Origin of the sequence: Noviherbaspirillum aridicola (assembly GCF_019656455.1) — a bacterium.
GTDB classification, from domain to species: Bacteria; Pseudomonadota; Gammaproteobacteria; order Burkholderiales; family Burkholderiaceae_D; genus Noviherbaspirillum; species Noviherbaspirillum aridicola.
This window is the reverse complement of sequence record NZ_BPMK01000003.1, coordinates 257247-275055: the sequence shown is the minus strand read 5'-3', so window position 1 is coordinate 275055 and position 17809 is coordinate 257247. Positions and strand designations below refer to the sequence as shown.

At 64.5% G+C, this 17809-nt stretch carries 16 protein-coding genes and 1 tRNA gene; 8 read left to right on the top strand and 9 right to left on the bottom strand.

What is annotated here, in order from left to right; all coding sequences use genetic code 11:
- Positions 1-20 precede the first annotated feature (20 nt).
- The 3 genes from obgE to rplU form a co-directional block, all read right to left on the bottom strand.
- Positions 21-1130, bottom strand: a complete 1110-nt coding sequence (gene obgE / locus NCCP691_RS04905; RefSeq protein ID WP_220807125.1) for a GTPase ObgE — start codon at positions 1128-1130, stop codon at positions 21-23.
- 143 nt (positions 1131-1273) lie between these two features.
- The gene (gene rpmA / locus NCCP691_RS04900; RefSeq protein WP_220807124.1) at positions 1274-1531 is read right to left on the bottom strand and encodes a 50S ribosomal protein L27; all 258 of its coding nucleotides are present in this window, start codon (positions 1529-1531) and stop codon (positions 1274-1276) included.
- A 35-nt stretch (positions 1532-1566) separates the two neighbouring features.
- On the bottom strand, positions 1567-1878 hold the full coding sequence (gene rplU / locus NCCP691_RS04895; protein WP_089397768.1) for a 50S ribosomal protein L21: 312 nt from the start codon (positions 1876-1878) through the stop codon (positions 1567-1569).
- 229 nt (positions 1879-2107) lie between these two features.
- Here rplU and ispB point away from each other — a divergent pair, with 229 nt between their 5' ends.
- From ispB to yacG, 8 genes are all read left to right on the top strand, one after another.
- Positions 2108-3097, top strand: a complete 990-nt coding sequence (gene ispB / locus NCCP691_RS04890) for an octaprenyl diphosphate synthase (protein WP_220807123.1) — start codon at positions 2108-2110, stop codon at positions 3095-3097.
- Positions 3098-3125: 28 nt separating this feature from the next.
- A tRNA-Pro gene (locus NCCP691_RS04885) sits at positions 3126-3202 on the top strand.
- A gap of 272 nt (positions 3203-3474) precedes the next feature.
- Positions 3475-5214, top strand: coding sequence for a type IV-A pilus assembly ATPase PilB (gene pilB, locus NCCP691_RS04880; protein WP_220807122.1), 1740 nt, complete (start codon positions 3475-3477; stop codon positions 5212-5214).
- A gap of 10 nt (positions 5215-5224) precedes the next feature.
- The gene (locus NCCP691_RS04875) at positions 5225-6451 is read left to right on the top strand and encodes a type II secretion system F family protein (RefSeq protein ID WP_220807121.1); all 1227 of its coding nucleotides are present in this window, start codon (positions 5225-5227) and stop codon (positions 6449-6451) included.
- Positions 6451-7317 (top strand): prepilin peptidase, encoded by an 867-nt coding sequence (locus NCCP691_RS04870; RefSeq protein ID WP_220807120.1) that lies wholly within the window; start codon positions 6451-6453, stop codon positions 7315-7317. Before NCCP691_RS04875 ends, NCCP691_RS04870 begins: the two co-directional genes overlap by 1 nt.
- Before the next feature lie 10 nt (positions 7318-7327).
- On the top strand, positions 7328-7960 hold the full coding sequence (gene coaE, locus NCCP691_RS04865; RefSeq protein WP_220807119.1) for a dephospho-CoA kinase: 633 nt from the start codon (positions 7328-7330) through the stop codon (positions 7958-7960).
- Positions 7961-8091: 131 nt separating this feature from the next.
- Entirely contained in the window at positions 8092-8847 is a 756-nt protein-coding gene (zapD, locus tag NCCP691_RS04860) for a cell division protein ZapD (protein WP_220807118.1), read from the top strand.
- A gap of 7 nt (positions 8848-8854) precedes the next feature.
- Positions 8855-9043, top strand: coding sequence for a DNA gyrase inhibitor YacG (yacG, locus tag NCCP691_RS04855; RefSeq protein WP_220807117.1), 189 nt, complete (start codon positions 8855-8857; stop codon positions 9041-9043).
- A gap of 12 nt (positions 9044-9055) precedes the next feature.
- Here yacG and NCCP691_RS04850 read toward each other — a convergent pair whose 3' ends face one another.
- The 6 genes from NCCP691_RS04850 to secA form a co-directional block, all read right to left on the bottom strand.
- The gene (locus NCCP691_RS04850; RefSeq protein ID WP_220807116.1) at positions 9056-10600 is read right to left on the bottom strand and encodes a sigma 54-interacting transcriptional regulator; all 1545 of its coding nucleotides are present in this window, start codon (positions 10598-10600) and stop codon (positions 9056-9058) included.
- A gap of 83 nt (positions 10601-10683) precedes the next feature.
- On the bottom strand, positions 10684-11979 hold the full coding sequence (locus tag NCCP691_RS04845) for a D-amino acid dehydrogenase (protein WP_220807115.1): 1296 nt from the start codon (positions 11977-11979) through the stop codon (positions 10684-10686).
- A gap of 241 nt (positions 11980-12220) precedes the next feature.
- Complete coding sequence (locus NCCP691_RS04840; RefSeq protein ID WP_274387222.1) at positions 12221-12646, bottom strand: NUDIX domain-containing protein; 426 nt, start codon at positions 12644-12646, stop codon at positions 12221-12223.
- Positions 12639-13514 (bottom strand): ATP-binding protein, encoded by an 876-nt coding sequence (locus NCCP691_RS04835; protein WP_220807114.1) that lies wholly within the window; start codon positions 13512-13514, stop codon positions 12639-12641. Before NCCP691_RS04835 ends, NCCP691_RS04840 begins: the two co-directional genes overlap by 8 nt.
- A gap of 1 nt (position 13515) precedes the next feature.
- Positions 13516-14754, bottom strand: coding sequence for a bifunctional glutamate N-acetyltransferase/amino-acid acetyltransferase ArgJ (gene argJ, locus NCCP691_RS04830; protein WP_220807113.1), 1239 nt, complete (start codon positions 14752-14754; stop codon positions 13516-13518).
- A gap of 121 nt (positions 14755-14875) precedes the next feature.
- Complete coding sequence (gene secA / locus NCCP691_RS04825) at positions 14876-17638, bottom strand: preprotein translocase subunit SecA (RefSeq protein WP_220807112.1); 2763 nt, start codon at positions 17636-17638, stop codon at positions 14876-14878.
- Positions 17639-17809 lie beyond the last annotated feature (171 nt).

Genomic DNA, 17809 nt, shown 5'->3' with positions numbered 1-17809 from the left:
GGCCAGCAGTCTTGGCAAGTCTACTCGATCACCTTGAACCGCGGGTCGTCCGGGTCGATGGAAGAGATGCCGCGCGCCTCTTCCAGCATCCTGGTTTCCTGGGCGCGGTGCTCCTGCTCGCGCTGCTCGGCCAGGTACTCGTAGATCGCATTGATCAGGTCTTCGCAGCCCTCGCGCGTGAGCGCGGAAATCTCGAACACCGGCCCCTTCCAGCCGAAGCGCTTGACGAAGTCCTTCACCCGCTTGGCGCGCTCCTCTTCCGGCACCATGTCGAGCTTGTTGAGCACCAGCCAGCGCGGCTTGTCGTACAGGCTCTCGTCGTATTTCTTGAGTTCCTTGACGATGGCCTTCGCTTCCTTAACGGGGTCCACGCCGGCATCGAACGGCGCGAGGTCGACGATGTGCAGCAGCAGGCGGGTGCGCTGCAGATGGCGCAGGAACTGGTGGCCGAGGCCCGCGCCTTCCGCCGCGCCCTCGATCAGCCCCGGAATGTCGGCGATGACGAAGCTTTTTTCATGACTCACCCTGACCACGCCCAGGTTGGGATGCAGGGTGGTGAACGGGTAGTCGGCGATCTTCGGCCGCGCGTTCGATACCGCGGTGATGAAGGTGGACTTGCCGGCATTGGGCATGCCGAGCAGGCCAACGTCGGCCAGCACCTTCAGTTCCAGCCGCAGTTCGCGCCGCTCGCCTTCCTTGCCGTCGGTCTTCTGGCGCGGTGCGCGGTTGGTGGAGGACTTGAAATGGATGTTGCCCCAGCCGCCCTCGCCGCCCTTGGCGAGCAGCACGCGCTGCCCGTGCTCGGTCAGGTCGGCGATGATCTCGCCGCTGTTGAGGTCGCTGATCTGGGTACCGACGGGCATGTGCAGCTCGATGTCGTCGGCGCCCTTGCCATAGCAGTCGGAGCCGCGGCCATGCTCGCCGTTCTTCGCCTTGTGCAGCTTGGAATAGCGGTAGTCGACCAGGGTATTGATATTGCGGTCCGCCACGGCCCAGATCGACCCGCCCTTTCCGCCGTCGCCGCCGTCGGGGCCGCCGAAAGGCCGGAATTTCTCGCGGCAGAACGACACGATGCCGTTACCGCCGTTCCCGGCAATAACTTCGATTCTTGTTTCGTCGATGAACTTCATAGGAATGCCGCAAAAAATGTCGGGCCGCTCGGCCGACGGGAACAAGGCATGCGTCGCGCGCACGCCCAAAAAACGAAAAAGGCTCTACCAGCGGCAGAGCCCTTTGCTGCAAGGCTTGCGCCTTGGTTGCGTGTATGCCGGTATCAGGCCGGCACGACGGTCACGACGTGACGCTTGGCAGCGCCCTTGGTGCAGAACTGCACCTTGCCGTCGACCAGCGCAAACAGGGTGTGATCCTTGCCCACGCCGACGTTCTCGCCTGCGTGCACGCGGGTGCCGCGCTGACGGATGATGATGCCGCCGGCATTGATGGCCTGACCGCCGTAGACCTTGACGCCCAGTCGTTTCGACTCGGAATCGCGGCCGTTTCGCGTAGTGCCGCCGCCTTTTTTGTGTGCCATGTGAAGCTCCTTGGTATCCGGTTAGCCCGACCCGCTTATGCGTTGATCGAGACGATTTGCAGTTCGGTGTAGTTCTGGCGATGGCCCTGACGCTTCTGATAGTGCTTGCGGCGGCGCATCTTGAAGATCTTCACCTTGTCGTGGCGACCATGCGCCACTACCGTTGCCTGGACCTTGGCACCTTCAACCAGCGGAGCACCGAACCTGATGCTGTCGCCAGCGCCCACAGCGAGCACTTGATCGAGGGTGATTTCGGAACCAATGTCAGCCGGTATCTGTTCTACTTTGAGTTTTTCGCCAGCAGCAACCTTGTATTGTTTGCCGCCGGTTTTTATGACCGCGTACATATGAACCTCATCGATTATTGACTAAAGAACTTTTTCTTCTCGATCCGTCGCTTCAGATGCCAGGCAGAATCGGGAAAACCGCTGATTATACATAGACTTAGTGGGCCAGTCAAAGCGCGGCGGGCACTGTATTCCGGGCAGCCCGCGTCCCGCGGGCGCCGCCGGGACCGTAACGTGAGTCATTAGTCATCGTATAATCCGTGAAATTCACGATTCCTCAGGTTCCATCTTGTCCGCCGCACTCCAACCCGCGTCCCAGAACGGGATCATCGAGCCCATTTCCGCCGATCTCGAAGCCGTCAACAGCGTCATCCGCCGGCAGCTTCATTCGGAAGTGCCGCTGGTGAATCAGATCTCGGAGTACATCATCGGGGCGGGCGGCAAGCGTATCCGGCCGGTGCTGGTGCTGCTTATGGCGAATGCCTTCGGCTATCGCGGCGCCCATCACCACGACCTGGCGGCGGTGGTCGAATTCATCCACACCGCCACCCTGCTGCATGACGACGTCGTCGACGAATCCTCCCTGCGGCGCGGACGGGCCACGGCCAACGCGATGTTCGGCAATGCGGCAGCGGTGCTGGTCGGCGACTTCGTCTATTCCCGCGCGTTCCAGATCATGGTCTCGATCCGGAACATGCGGGTGATGCAGATCCTGGCCGACGCCACCAACGTCATCGCCGAGGGCGAGGTCCTGCAACTGCTCAACATGCACGACCCCGACGTGACCGAGGAACGCTACCTGCAGGTGATCCGCTCCAAGACCGCGAAGCTGTTCGAGGCGGCCGCCCAGCTCGGCGCGCTGATCGCCGGCGCCTCGGAAGCGGAGATCGACGCCGCCGCCGAATACGGCCGCTCCGTGGGCACCGCCTTCCAGCTGATCGACGATGTTCTGGACTACTCGGGCAATGCGAGCGACATCGGCAAGAACGTCGGCGACGATCTGCGCGAAGGAAAACCCACCCTGCCCCTGATCTACCTGATGCAGCACGGCACCGCTGCGCAGCGCAGCCTGGTGCGCAGCTGCATCGAGACCGGCGACGAGCAGCACTTCGACCAGGTGCTCGCGGCGATCACCGGCTCCGGCGCGCTCGAATACACCAAGCGCGCGGCGGAAAAGGCCGCACAGCAGGCAGCCAGCGCAATTTCCGGAATCGGCACTAGTAAATTCAAGGATGCTCTGCTACAATTATGCGCTTTCGCGGTCGACCGAAATCACTAGCGGATTTCAACAGACCGACAAGGAAAATCGGGGTGTAGCTTAGCCTGGTAGAGCGCTACGTTCGGGACGTAGAGGCCGGAGGTTCGAATCCTCTCACCCCGACCAATTCCTTCCGCAATATCACGCGACCCGTCGCGTATCAACAGTCGCCATGATTCCTTCGGCGGCGTCCCGCAAGACCTCCCTCACCTGTCCGCCTCGCCGCTGTTCGCGTCAATGCGATTCGCACGTTCGCATGTCATGCGCGCAACGCTTTTCTCCAATGCGACCGACACACGATGTCGGTTTGGCCACAATGCCTTTACAAATCAGATGCCTATAGGCATTATCTGACGCACTGGATGACTCTGCCCTCAGCGGCTTTCCTCACACATTTCATGGCGGCGGTTCTCCCCAATCAGACCTCAGCGGTGCCGGTGCCCGGCCTGGCGCGCGCGCTGGTGCAGGCCGGAAGGCTGAGCGCGCAGCAGGCCGAGGCGCTCAGCAAGCAGGCGCACAGCGAGAAGACGCCGTTCATCGACGTGCTCGTCGGCAGCGCCGTCATCGATGCGCGCTCGCTCGCGGCGTTCTGCGCCGAGACCTTCGGCTATCCGCAGCTCGATCTGTCGGCGCTCAACCGCAGCTACCTGCCCGACAACGTCGTCGATCCGAAGCTGATGCAGAAGCGCCGGGTGCTCGCGCTGGCCAAGCGCGGCAACAAGGTCTCGATAGCGATTTCGGATCCGACCGACACGCAGACCCTGGACCAGATCAAGTTCCAGACCGAACTGGCGGTGGAGCCGGTGATCGTCGAGCACACGCAGCTGGTGCAACTGATCGACAAGCTCGGCCAGAGCGCGGAGCAGAATCTCGACGAGCTGATCGGCGACGACCTGGACGTCGATTTCAGCGAAGAGGAAATGGGCGCCGCCGCGGCGGCCGCGGCCGGCGAGTCGGCGACGGCGGACATCGACGATGCGCCGGTCGTCAAGTTCCTGCAGAAGATATTGATCGACGCGATCAACATGGGCGCGTCGGACTTGCATTTCGAGCCCTTCGAGAAGTTCTACCGCATTCGCTTCCGTATCGACGGGGTGTTGCGGGAGATCGCGCAGCCGCCCCTGGCCATCAAGGAAAAACTCGCATCGCGGGTGAAGGTCATCTCCAAGCTCGACATTTCGGAAAAACGGGTGCCGCAGGACGGACGCATGAAGCTGGTGCTGTCCAAGACGCGTGCCATCGACTTCCGCGTGAGCACGCTGCCCACGCTGTTCGGCGAAAAGATCGTGATGCGTATTCTCGATCCGAGCCAGGCGCAGATGGGCATCGATGCGCTCGGCTACGATCCGGACCAGAAGGCGCTGCTGATGGATGCGATCCAGCGGCCGTACGGCATGGTGCTGGTGACCGGTCCGACGGGTTCGGGCAAGACGGTGTCGCTGTACACCTGCCTCAACATCCTGAACAAGCCCGGCATCAATATTTCGACCGCGGAAGATCCTGCGGAAATCAACCTGCCCGGGGTCAACCAGGTCAATGTCAACGACAAGGCGGGCCTGACGTTCGCGGCGGCGCTCAAGGCCTTCCTGCGTCAGGATCCGGACATCATCATGGTCGGCGAAATCCGCGACCTGGAAACCGCCGACATCGCGATCAAGGCGGCGCAGACAGGCCACATGGTCTTCTCGACGCTGCACACCAACGATGCGCCGTCCACCCTCACCCGCCTGATGAACATGGGGGTGGCGCCGTTCAACATCGCCTCCTCCGTGATCATGATCACCGCCCAGCGTCTGGCCCGGCGGCTGTGCAGCTGCAAGCAGCCGACGGTGGTGCCCGACGAAGCGCTGCTGCAGGCGGGCTTCAAGGAAGAGGAACTCGACGGCACCTGGATGCCCTACAAGCCTGTAGGATGCGAACGCTGCAATGGCAGCGGCTACAAGGGCCGGGTCGGCATCTATCAGATCATGCCGATCAGCGAGGAAATCGAACGCATCATCCTGGCGCACGGCACCGCGCTGGAAATCGAGGAACAGGCCAGGCGCGACGGCGTGAAGACGCTGCGCGAAGCCGGCCTGGTCAAGGTCAAGCAGGGCCTCACCAGCCTGGAAGAAGTGCTCGGCTGCACCAACGAATAGAGGGGAAGACATGGCAACTGCGGCAGGCAAGACTGCGGGCGCGGTAAAGGATTCGATCTTCGCCTGGGAAGGCAAGGACAAGACCGGCAAGGTGGTCAAGGGCGAACTGCGCGCGGCCAGCGAAACCCTGGTCAACGCCACGCTGCGCCGGCAGGGCATACTCGTCACCAAGGTCAAGAAGAAGTCCTTCTCGACCGGCAAGAAGGTGAGCGACAAGGACATCACGCTGTTCACCCGCCAGCTGGCCACCATGATGAAGGCAGGCGTGCCGCTGCTGCAGGCCTTCGACATCGTGGGCAAGGGTCACGCCAACCCGGCGGTGGCCAAGCTGATCAACGACATCCGCACCGATGTCGAGACCGGCAGCAGCCTGAACCAGGCCTTCCGCAAGTTTCCGCTGTACTTCGACAGCCTGTTCTGCAACCTGGTCAGCGCCGGCGAACAGGCGGGCATCCTGGAAGACCTGCTCGACCGTCTGGCCACCTACAAGGAAAAGACGCAGGCGATCAAGGGCAAGATCAAGTCCGCCCTGTTCTACCCGATTTCCATCCTGGTGGTCGCCTTCGTGGTGACCTCGGTGATCATGATCTGGGTGGTGCCGGCCTTCAAGGAAGTGTTCAAGAGCTTCGGCGCCGACCTGCCGGCGCCGACGCTGTTCGTGATGGCGATCTCGGATTTCTTCGTGGCTTACTGGTACCTGATCTTCGGCAGCCTGTTCGCCGGCCTCTATCTGTTCTTCCAGTCCTGGAAGCGCTCGCCCAAGGTGCAGGCCTTCATGGACCGCGCGCTGCTGCGTGCGCCGATCTTCGGCGAAGTGATCCGCAAGGCGACCATCGCGCGCTGGACCCGTACGCTCTCGACCATGTTTGCCGCGGGTGTGCCGCTGGTGGAATCGCTCGACTCCGTGGGCGGCGCGTCCGGCAATATCGTGTACGCGGAAGCCACCCGCAAGATCCAGACCGAAGTCAGCACCGGCACCAGCCTGACTGCGTCCATGCAGAACGTTAACGTCTTCCCGAACATGGTGACGCAGATGGTCGCCATCGGCGAGGAGTCGGGCGCACTCGACCAGATGCTGTCCAAGGTGGCCGATTTCTACGAAGCGGAGGTCGACGACGCGGTGGAGTCCCTGTCCAGCCTCATGGAACCGCTGATCATGGCCATCCTCGGGGTGCTGATCGGCGGCCTGGTGGTGGCGATGTACCTGCCGATCTTCAAGCTCGGGGCGGTCGTCTGATGTTCGATCTGGTTCTGTTCGCGCCGGCCGGCGGCGCGCTGCCGTCGGCGGTCGCCGTCGTGTTCGGCCTGCTGATCGGCAGTTTCCTGAACGTCGTGATTCATCGCGTGCCCCGCATGATGCAGCGCGAGTCGGACAACTATGTGGCGCAGGAAAGCGGCAAGCCCCTGCCCCATACCGATCGCTACAACCTGATGGTCCCGCGCTCGGCCTGTCCCCACTGCGGCCATCAGATCGGCGCGCTGGAAAACATCCCCGTCATCAGCTGGCTGGTATTGCGCGGCAAGTGCTCGTCGTGCAAGGCGCCGATCTCGCCGCGCTATCCGCTGGTCGAACTGCTTACCGGCGTCCTCTCCGGCGTGCTCGTCTGGCATTTCGGCAGCGGCATCGCCGGCCTGGCAACGCTGCTGTTTGCCTATATGCTGATCGCGATGACCTTCATCGATTTCGATACCCAGCTGCTGCCGGACGACCTGACCCTGCCCCTGCTCTGGGCGGGCCTGCTGCTCAACCTGAACGCCACCTTCGTTCCGCTCGCCGACGCGGTGATCGGCGCGGCCGCCGGATACCTCATCCTGTGGGCGGTGTACTGGCTGTTCAAGCTGGTCACCGGCAAGGAAGGCATGGGCTATGGCGACTTCAAGCTGCTGGCCGCACTCGGCGCCTGGCTGGGCTGGAAGATGCTGCCGGTGATCATCCTGCTGTCGTCGCTGGTCGGCGCGCTGGTGGGCATCGCGCTCATCGTGTTCGCCCGTCACGGCCGCAACAAGCCGATCCCCTTCGGCCCCTATCTCGCGGCCGCGGGACTGATCGCGCTGTTCTGGGGCAAGGACCTGGTCGAAGCCTATCTCGGCTTCCCCGTCTGAGGCGCGTGCCATGAGCGGCGCGCGCAGATTCTCGATCGGCCTCACCGGCGGCATCGGCAGCGGCAAGACGACGGTCGCCGACATGTTCGCCGCGCGCGGCGCTTCGCTGGTGGATACCGACCTGATCGCGCATCAGCTCACCGCGCCCGGCGGCGCCGCGATCGCGCAGATCCATGCGCAATTCGGCGCCTCCTTCCTCACCGCCGAGGGTGCGATGGATCGCGCCCGCATGCGCGAGTATGTGTTTTCCGAGGCGGGCGCCAAGGCACGGCTGGAAGCCATCCTGCATCCGCTGATCCGCATCGAGACCGAGCGCGCCGCGCAGGCCGCCACTGGTGCCTATCTGATCTTCGTCGTGCCGCTGCTGGTCGAGTCGCGCGGCTGGCGCGAGCGCGTCTCGCGCGTGCTGGTGGTCGATTGCGCGGAACAGACCCAGGTGCGCCGGGTGATGAGCCGCAGCGGACTCCCCGAGGCACAGGTGCGCGCCATCATGGCCGCACAGGCGACCCGCGAGCAGCGGCTGGCGGCGGCGGACGACGTGATCGACAACGACGGCGACGCGCAATCGCTGGCTCCGCAGGTCGACCGGCTGCACGCGCACTATCTGTCGCTCGCCGCGCAGGCCGCCGCCCCTCCCCCGTAACAAACGATTACACGCTGCAAGGGCGGCTGATGCCCGCCGCTATTTGTAATTTTTCATCGCATCGTTCAGAATCACACAATTGCTTTCAGCCCAAGCCTTCCAGCCCAACCATCAAGTAGAAGGACGTCATTTTGATCACCTACGAATACCCTTTCAATGAGCGTATTCGCACTCTGCTGCGGCTGGAAGATCTGTACGAGAAGTTCGCGTTTTTCCTGCACCAGGAGCACCCCTGGCAACACCACGTCGCGCTCTCGACCATCTTCGAAATGCTGGAGGTGGCGGGCCGTGCCGACCTGAAATCCGACCTGCTGCAGGAGCTGGAGCGCCAGAAGCAGACGCTGCTGGGATTCAAGTCCAATCCGAACGTCGAGAGCGGGCGCCTGGATGCGGTGCTGTCCGAAGTCGACCGCTGCAGCACCGCGCTGATGTCGGCCCAGGGCAAGACGGGCCAGAACGTGCGCGACAACGAGTGGCTGATGAGCATCCGCGGACGCACCATCATTCCCGGCGGCGCCTGCGAATTCGATCTGCCTTCCTACTATGCCTGGCAGCACCGTACGCCGCAGCAGCGTTTCGACGACATCTCCGGCTGGTTCGCGCCGCTGCTGCCGCTGTTCGAGGCGATCAGCCTGGTGCTGCGCCTGCTGCGCGAATCCGGCCGAACCATGAGCGCGGCCGCTGCGGGCGGCAGCTTCCAGCAGATGTTGCAGGGCAAGGTGTACCAGATGCTGCGGCTGTCGATCGACGAGAGCCTCGGCGCGATCCCCGAAATTTCGGCCAACAAGTATATGCTGTGGGTTCGCTTCACGATGCAGGACGGGGACATGAAGCCGAAGTCCCTGGAAAGCGACGTGCCGTTCGAACTGACTCTCTGCAATTTCTGAAGACAAGATGGCGACCGTTGTGAACTGCCCCACCTGCGGGGCAAAGGTCGAGTGGACCGACAAGAACAAGTACCGCCCTTTCTGCTCCGAGCGCTGCAAGCAGATCGACCTGGGCGCGTGGGCCGAGGAAAAGTACAGCATCCCCGCCGTCAATCCGCCCAAGGACTTCGACGACGACGGCAACTCCGCGCACTAGGCCTGCGCGGTCCTACCTTCCTGTAATTCCGTACTTGCGCAGCTTCCCCGCGATCATCGAATGCGAGGTGCGCAGCCGCAGCGCGAGCTTGCGCGTGGACGGATAGCGCGGATACAGGCTTTCCAGAAAAGACCGCTCGAATGCGGCGATCGCCTGCTCCCAGTCGTCGGCTTCGCCGGGCTGGACGACGCGGGCGCTGACGGCGCCGCCTTCCGCGAGGTCGAGATCGTCCGCGTCCAGCAACCGCTTGTCGGTCATCGTGATCGCGCGGAACACCACGTTCTGCAGTTGCCGCACGTTGCCGGGCCAGGCATGCGCGACGAGCGCCGCGCAGGCTTGGGCGCTGAGCCGGCAGATCGGCTTCTGCGCCTGCGCGCAGGCACGCTCGATGAAATGCCGGGCCAGCAGCAGGATGTCGTCGGGGCGTTCGCGCAGCGCCGGCACTTCCAGCTGCAGCACGTTCAGTCGATAGAAGAGATCTTCCCGGAAGCTTCCCTCGGCCACCATCTTGCGCAGGTTGCGGTGGGTGGCGCTGATGATGCGCACGTTCACCTTGATTTCGCGATCGCTGCCGATGCGGCGAAAGCGGCCGTCGTTCAGGAAGCGCAGCAGCTTGGCCTGCAGGTAGAGCGACATTTCGCCGATCTCGTCGAGGAACACGGTGCCGCCGTCGGCCATCTCGATCAGGCCGGGCTTGCCGCCGCGCTGCGCGCCCGAGAAAGCGCCGGACATGTAGCCGAAGAGTTCGCTCTCGGCCAGACTCTCCGGCAGTGCCGCGCAATTCAGCGCCAGAAAGGGGGCGCTGCCGCGCGGACTGGCCGCATGACAGGCCTGCGCCACCAGTTCCTTGCCGGTGCCGGTCTCGCCGACGATCAGCAGCGGCGCATCCACCATCGCCACCCGCGCCGCCCGCGCCTTGAGCGCGCGCACCGGCTCCGACTCGCCGATGATGGCATCGAATCCGCCGGAGTGCTGCAGCGCGTGCAGGCGTCCGCCGAGCCGTCTCGGCGCATGCAGGGTGACGACGCCACCCACCGTATGCCCGAGCGCGGAATCGACCGGCTCGGACACCGGCGTCGCCTCCAGCAGGAAGGGCTCGCCATGCAGGCGCACCTCGCGCGGCGGTGCCTGAAAGCGGCGCTCGAGGAGTTCGGCCTGCAGGCCGTCCTCGCCGAACAGTTCGCCAAGGGTCTTGCCCTGCAATTCGCTTTCGTTCATGTGGGCCACGGCGGCGGCGGCGGCATTGGCGGCGATCACGCGGCCCTCGGCATCGACCGCCATGATGGGATCGGCCATCACTGCCAGCAGCGTATCGAGGTGCAACCGGCGGCGCGCGCCGGGCAGCACATCGACCACCTGGACCGCGAGCACGCCCGACACCCGCAGGAAGTCCTCGCGCAATGAGGGCAGCAGTTCCGGCGTGAGCTCGGGGATATCGATGAAGACGTCGGCGGTGTCGACCTCGACCGCCACCACGTTCATGTCGCGGCGGGCGAGGACGGCAAGGATTTCATGAGCGATGCCGACACGGTCGGCGAACTGGACATCTATCCGCATGGAGAAGGAAGCGCTGACGGTTGCAGGGCGGACGCGGCGCGTGCGCCCTGCAGATGATACCGCTTCGGCATGCGGTACGCGCCTCAGGCATGTGCGCTCCGGGGCGCCTGCCGCTGCAGCGGCTCGCGGCCGTAGCGGTCGATGAAGAGGCCCTCGGTGTCGATCTCCGGGCGCCGGCCCGACACCAGGTCGGCCAGCACGCGGCCGGCGCCGCAGGCCATGGTCCAGCCCAGCGTGCCGTGGCCGGTGTTGAGGTAGAGGTTGCGGTAGCGGGTCGGGCCCATGACGGGCGTACCGTCCGGCGTCATCGGACGCAGGCCGCACCAGAACTCCGCCTTGGCGAGGTCGCCGCCGCGCGGGAACAGGTCGCCCACCGAATGCTCGAGGGTGGCGCGTCGCGCTGCCCGCAGCGTGAGGTCGTAACCCGCGATCTCGGCGGTGCCGCCGACGCGGATGCGGTCGCCAAGACGGGTGATCGCCACCTTGTAGGTCTCGTCCATCACGGTCGATTCGGGCGCGCCGGCGGCGTCCTCGATCGGGACCGTGATCGAGTAACCCTTGATCGGGTAGACCGGGACCCGGATGCCGACGTCGCGCAGCAGCAGCGGCGAGTAGCTGCCGAGGGCGAGCACATAGCTGTCGGCCTTGAGGTCGCCGACCGAGGTGCGCACGCCGGTAATGCGGCTGCCGTCGGTCTCGAGGCGCTCGATGCCGACGCCGTAGCGGAATTTCACGCCGGCCTGCTCGGCCAGCTTTGCCAGGTTGCCGGTGAACTTGAAGCAGTCGCCGGTCTCGTCATTGGGCAGGCGCAGGGCGCCGACGAACTTTCCGCGCACATGCGCGAGCGCGGGTTCGACCGCGATGCAGCCCGCCGGGTCGAGCAACTCGTAGGGCACGCCCGAGCGCTGCAGGACCGCGATGTCCTGCGCCGCGGCGTCGAGCTGCTGCTGGGTGCGAAACAGCTGCAGCGTGCCCTGGGTGCGCTGGTCGTACTCGATGCCGGTCGCGCTGCGCAGGGCGATCAGGCAGTCGCGGCTGTATTCGGCCAGACGCACCATGCGGCTCTTGTTGATTTCGTAGCGGCTGGCGGTGCAGTTCATCAGCATCTGCCAGACCCAGCGCCACATGGCCGGGTCCATGCCGGGGCGGATGACGAGCGGGCTGTGCTTCATCAGCAGCCATTTCATCGCCTTGAGCGGGATGCCGGGCGCGGCCCAGGGCGCCGAATAACCGGGCGAGACTTCGCCGGCGTTGGCAAAGCTGGTCTCGAGGCCGGCACCGCTCTGGCGGTCGACCACGGTGACCTCATGCCCCTGTTGCGCGAGATACCAGGCCGAAGTGGTACCGATGACGCCGCTGCCCAATACGATGATTTTCACGCTGCTTCCTGTTCTGGTTGATCGAGGACCCGGACGGCCGGGTATGGCTGTACATACAGCAACGCCTGTGCCAGAAATGAAAGTGCTTTGAGATCAGGTATTTAGCCATGATCCGGCCGGTCGGCCGGGTGTACATCATTTCATACACTTTTCGGCGCGCCCGGCGGCAGGAATGAAAAGAAACTTGAATATCAGTGGCTTGGAAGATCCGTACGAAAATCTGTACAGCGTACAGAAATCATTACACCTGATCCGTCTTCCAGCGCAGGCGGTTGAGCCACTCGATCAGCGGAATGGTCGCGGGCAGCAGCGGTTCGACGGCGACATGGCCCTGCCACGCGAAGGCCTGGCCCTCGAGGCTCTGCGGTTCGCCCCGCCACTGCCGGCAGATGAAGAAATGCAGCCTGACATGGGCGTGCGGGTAGACATGCTCGACGCAGCACCAGGGTTCGCCGTCGAGTATCTCGACGCCCAGCTCTTCGATCAGCTCTCGCCGCAATGCCTCGAACAGCGATTCGCCGGGCTCGACCTTGCCGCCCGGGAATTCCCAGTAGCCCGCATAGGGCTTGCCATCCGGCCGCTGGCCGAGGAGCACGTCGCCGTCTTCCTTCATCAGGATGCCGACGACGACCTCGACCGGCGCCTTCCGGGTAGTCGTCTCAGCCACGGGTGCGGCCCGCGTAGTCCTTCGCGAACTGCCAGGCCACCCGCCCGGAGCGCGAACCGCGCTGCAGCGCCCAGCGCAGGGCGTCGGCGCGCGCAGCCTCGATCGCGCCATCGTCGCAGCCGAAGTGACGCAGCCAGTGCGCGACGATGTCGAGATAGTCGTCCTGGCGGAACGGATAGAACGAGACCCAGAGGCCGAAGCGCTCGGACAGGGAAATCTTCTCTTCCACCGTCTCGCCCGGATGCAGGTCGCCATCCTCGGTATGCACGTAGCTGGCGTTGTCGGACATCCGTTCCGGCATCAGGTGACGGCGGTTCGAGGTGGCGTAGATCAGCACATTGTCGGACTGCGCCGAGATGCTGCCGTCGAGCGCGACCTTGAGCGCCTTGTAGCCGCCCTCGCCTTCCTCGAAGGAGAGATCGTCGCAGAAGATCACGAAACGCTCGGGACGCGCGGCGACCAGGTCGACGATGTCCGGCAGGTCGGACAGATCTTCCTTGTCGACCTCGATGAGGCGCAGGCCCTGCGCCGCATAGCGGTTCAGGCAGGCCTTGATCAGCGAGGACTTGCCGGTACCGCGGGCGCCGGTCAGCAGCACATTGTTGGCCGGACGCCCCTCGACGAACTGACGCGTGTTCTGGTCGATCTGCTCTTTCTGCGGGCCGATGTTGTGCAGGTCGTCGAGCGTGATGCGCGCGATGTGCGCGACCGGCTGCAGCCAGCCGCGGCTGCCCTTGCCGCCCGGCTTGCGCCAGCGGAACGCCGGTCCGGCGCTCCAGTCGGGCGCCGGCGTACCCGGCGGCAGGACGGCTTCGAGGCGCGCCAGCAGCGCTTCTGCGCGCTGCAGGAATTGATCGAGCTGCGTCATGTCAGGACCGGTAGTCGGCGTTGATGCTGACGTAGTCGTGCGAGAGGTCGCAGGTCCAGATCGTCGCGCTCTCGCTGCCGCGCGCCAGCTTGACGCGGATCGTGATCTCGCTCTGCTTCATCACCCGCTGCCCGTCCTCTTCCTTGTAGTCGGGATTGCGGCCGCCGTTCTTCGCGACCCAGACGTCGTCCAGCCAGAGATTGATCCTGGCGACGTCGAGATCGTCCACGCCCGCGTAACCGATCGCCGCCAGGATGCGTCCGAGATTGGGATCGGAGGCATAGAAGGCGGTCTTGACCAGGGGAGAATGGCCGATCGCGTAGGCGATCTTGCGGCACTCTTCGATGCTCGCGCCCTCTTCCACCGTGATGGTCATGAGCTTGGTCGCGCCTTCGCCGTCGCGCACGATCATCTGCGCCAGCTCCTGCGACAGGTCGGTCACGGCGGCGACGAGCTGCGCGTATTCGGCGCTGTCCGCATCACTGACCTCCAGCGCGCCGGCGCCGGTGGCGATGAGCATGAAGGAGTCGTTGGTCGAGGTATCGCCGTCGATGGTGATGCAGTTGAAGGACTTGTCGGCCGCGGCCTTGACCATGCGCTCCAGCAGCGGCTGCGAGACCTTCGCGTCCATCGCGAGGAAGCCGAGCATGGTCGCCATGTTGGGCTTGATCATGCCGGCCCCCTTGCTGATGCCGGTCATGGTGACGGTCTTGCCGTTGATGAGGACCGTGCGCGACGCCGCCTTGGGCTGGGTGTCGGTGGTCATGATGGACTCGGCGGCGTTGTACCAGTTGTCCGGCTTGAGGTTGGCGATCGCCTGCGGCATGCCGGCGACGATGCGCTCGACCGGCAGCGGCTCGAGAATCACGCCGGTGGAGAAAGGCAGGACCTGGGACGCGTCGCAGCCGAGCAGTTCGGCGAGCGCGCTGCAGGTCGCGTTGGCATTGGCCAGTCCCGCATCGCCGGTGCCTGCATTGGCATTGCCGGTATTGATCACCAGCGCGCGGATGCCCTTGCCGCCCGACTGCAGTCCCTGCAGATGGGTCTTGCAGACCTGCACCGGCGCGGCGCAGAAACGGTTTTGCGTGAACACGCCGGCGACGCTGGCGCCTTCACCCAGCTTCATGACCAGCAGGTCCTTGCGGTTGGCCTTGCGCACGCCGGCTTCGGCGTAACCGAGTTCGATGCCGGGGACGGGTTTCAGGTTGGCGGCGACGGGGAGCGGGAGATTGACGGCCATGACGGTGGGGAAAGACGGTTGAACAAGAGCGTAATTGTAAACGCAAGCGGCCGCGCCGCCCGCCAGCCCCAAATGAAAAGGGCGGGTTGCCCCGCCCTTCTTCGCGCTTGCCAGGCTGCCGTCAGCTCAGCTTGCCATGGCACTGCTTGTACTTCTTGCCGCTGCCGCAGGGGCAGGGATCGTTGCGGCCGACCTTCGGCATGGCGTTGGCGACCGGCTGCCGGCCGTCGTCCGCGGTCGCCACTGGCGCGAGCAGTTCTTCCGGCGCCGCGTTCGGATTGAAGTCGGCGTGTTGGTAGTGCACGTTCTCGAGGTGCGGCTGCGCCATCTGCTGCTCGGCGGCCTCGATCTGCTCTTGCGACTGGATGCGCACCGTCATCACCGTGCTCACCACTTCGTTCCGGATCAGGTCGAGCATCTGGCCGAACAGCTCGAAGGCTTCGCGCTTGTATTCCTGCTTCGGGTTCTTCTGCGCATAGCCGCGCAGGTGGATGCCCTGGCGCAGGTGGTCGAGGGCGGCGAGGTGTTCGCGCCAGTGGCTGTCGATGCTCTGCAACATCACGCTGCGCTCGAAACCGCCGAAACCTTCCCTGCCGACGATCGCGACCTTGGCGTCATAGGCATCGCCGGCGGCCTTGAGCACGCGCTCGAGCAGGTCTTCGTCGGTGAGGTCGGGCTCGGCCTCCAGCATCGCCGACAGCGGCACCTGGAGCTGCCATTCATTGGCAAGCACCGCCTCGAGTCCCTTGATGTCCCACTGTTCTTCCATCGACTCTTCCGGCACATGGCTGCGGAATACTTCGGTGAAGACGCCCTGGCGCAGGTTGGCGATCATGTCGGAGACGTCCTGCGTCTCCAGCAGCTCGTTGCGCTGCTGATAGATCACCTTGCGCTGGTCGTTGGCGACGTCGTCGTACTCGAGCAGCTGCTTGCGGATGTCGAAGTTGCGTGCCTCGACCTTGCGCTGGGCCGACTCGATGGAGCGGCTGACGATGCCGGCCTCGATCGGTTCGCCTTCCGGCATCTTCAGGCGGTCCATGATCGCGCGCACGCGGTCGCCGGCGAAGATGCGCAGCAGCGGGTCGTCGAGCGACAGGTAGAAGCGCGAGGAGCCCGGGTCGCCCTGGCGGCCGGCGCGGCCGCGCAGCTGGTTGTCGATGCGGCGGGATTCGTGACGCTCGGTGCCGATGATGTGCAGGCCGCCGCTGGCCACCACCTGCTCATGCAGCGACTGCCATTCATCGCGCAGGGTCTTGGCCTGGGCCTGCTTGTCGGCGTCGGCGATATCGGGATTGGCTTCGATCAGCTGGATCTGCTTGTCCACGTTCCCGCCGAGCACGATGTCGGTGCCGCGGCCGGCCATGTTGGTGGCGATGGTGATCATCCTCGGGCGGCCGGCCTGGGCGATGATCTCCGCCTCGCGCGCGTGCTGCTTGGCGTTGAGCACGTTGTGCGGCAGCTTGTGCTTGTTGAGGACGCCGGAGATCAGCTCGGAATTCTCGATCGAGGTGGTGCCGACCAGGACCGGCTGGCCGCGCTCGTAGCAGTCCTTGATGTCGTTGACCACCGCGTTGTACTTTTCCTCGGCGCTGCGGTAGACCTGGTCCTGGCGGTCCTTGCGCTGGCTCGGACGGTTCGGCGGAATGACCACGGTTTCGAGGCCGTAGATCTCCTGGAATTCGTAGGCCTCGGTATCGGCGGTGCCGGTCATGCCGGCCAGCTTGCCGTACATGCGGAAGTAATTCTGGAAGGTGATCGAGGCCAGGGTCTGGTTCTCGGCCTGGATCTTGACCCGCTCCTTGGCTTCCACCGCCTGGTGCAGGCCCTCGGACCAGCGGCGGCCGGACATCAGGCGGCCGGTGAATTCGTCGACGATCACCACTTCGCCGTTCTGCACCACATAGTGCTGATCCTTGTGGTACAGCACATGGGCCCGCAGGGCGGCGTACAGGTGATGGATCAGGGTGATGTTGGCCGGGTCGTAGAGCGAGGCGCCCTCGGGCAGCAGGCCCATCCGGGTGAGGATTTCTTCCGCCTTTTCATGGCCGGCTTCCGTCAGCAGGACCTGGTGCGCCTTTTCATCCTTGGTGTAGTCGCCCGGGACTTCGATCTTGCCCTTGCCGTCCGGGGTCTCCTCGCCGATCTGCCGGGTCAGCAGCGGCGGGATTTCATTCATCTTCAGATACAGCTCGGTATGGTCCTCCGCCTGCCCGGAGATGATCAGCGGGGTGCGCGCCTCGTCGATCAGGATGGAGTCGACCTCATCGACGATCGCGAAATTCAGCCCGCGCTGCACGCGGTCGCGCGTGTCGTAGACCATGTTGTCGCGCAGGTAGTCGAAGCCGTATTCGTTGTTGGTGCCGTAGGTGATGTCGGCCGCATAGGCGGCCTGCTTGGCGTCATGCGGCATCTGCGACAGGTTAACGCCGGTGGTCAGTCCCAGCCAGCCGTACAGCTTGCCCATCCATTCGGCGTCGCGCTGGGCGAGATAGTCGTTGACGGTCACCACGTGCACGCCCTTGCCGGACAATGCATTGAGGTAGGCGGCCAGCGTCGCCATCAGCGTCTTGCCTTCGCCGGTACCCATCTCCGCGATCTTGCCGTAGTGGAGCACCATGGCGCCGATCAGCTGCACGTCGAAGTGGCGCATCTTCAGCACCCGCTTGCTGGCCTCGCGGCAGACCGCGAAGGCTTCCACCAGCAGGTCGTCGAGCGTCGTGCCCTGGGCCGCGCGCTGCTTGAACTCGGCCGTCTTGGCCTGCAGTTCGGCGTCCGACAGCTTTTCCATCGCCGGCTCGAGCGCATTGATCTCACGGACGGTTTTCTGGTACTGCTTGATCAGTCGCTGGTTGCGGCTGCCGAAAATCTGGGTCAGAAATGACATGCTTGATTATGAATTTGGATGACGCGAAGGCTGGTTCTGCCAATAACCGGCTCGGCTAAATTGCGGATTTTAGCACGCAGGTTCGGGCCGGCGTCCCGCCGGGAACGGATGCCGGACAGGCGGCTTGCGCAAACACAGACGCACTTCCGGGGCAGATGGGGATTGCCGGTC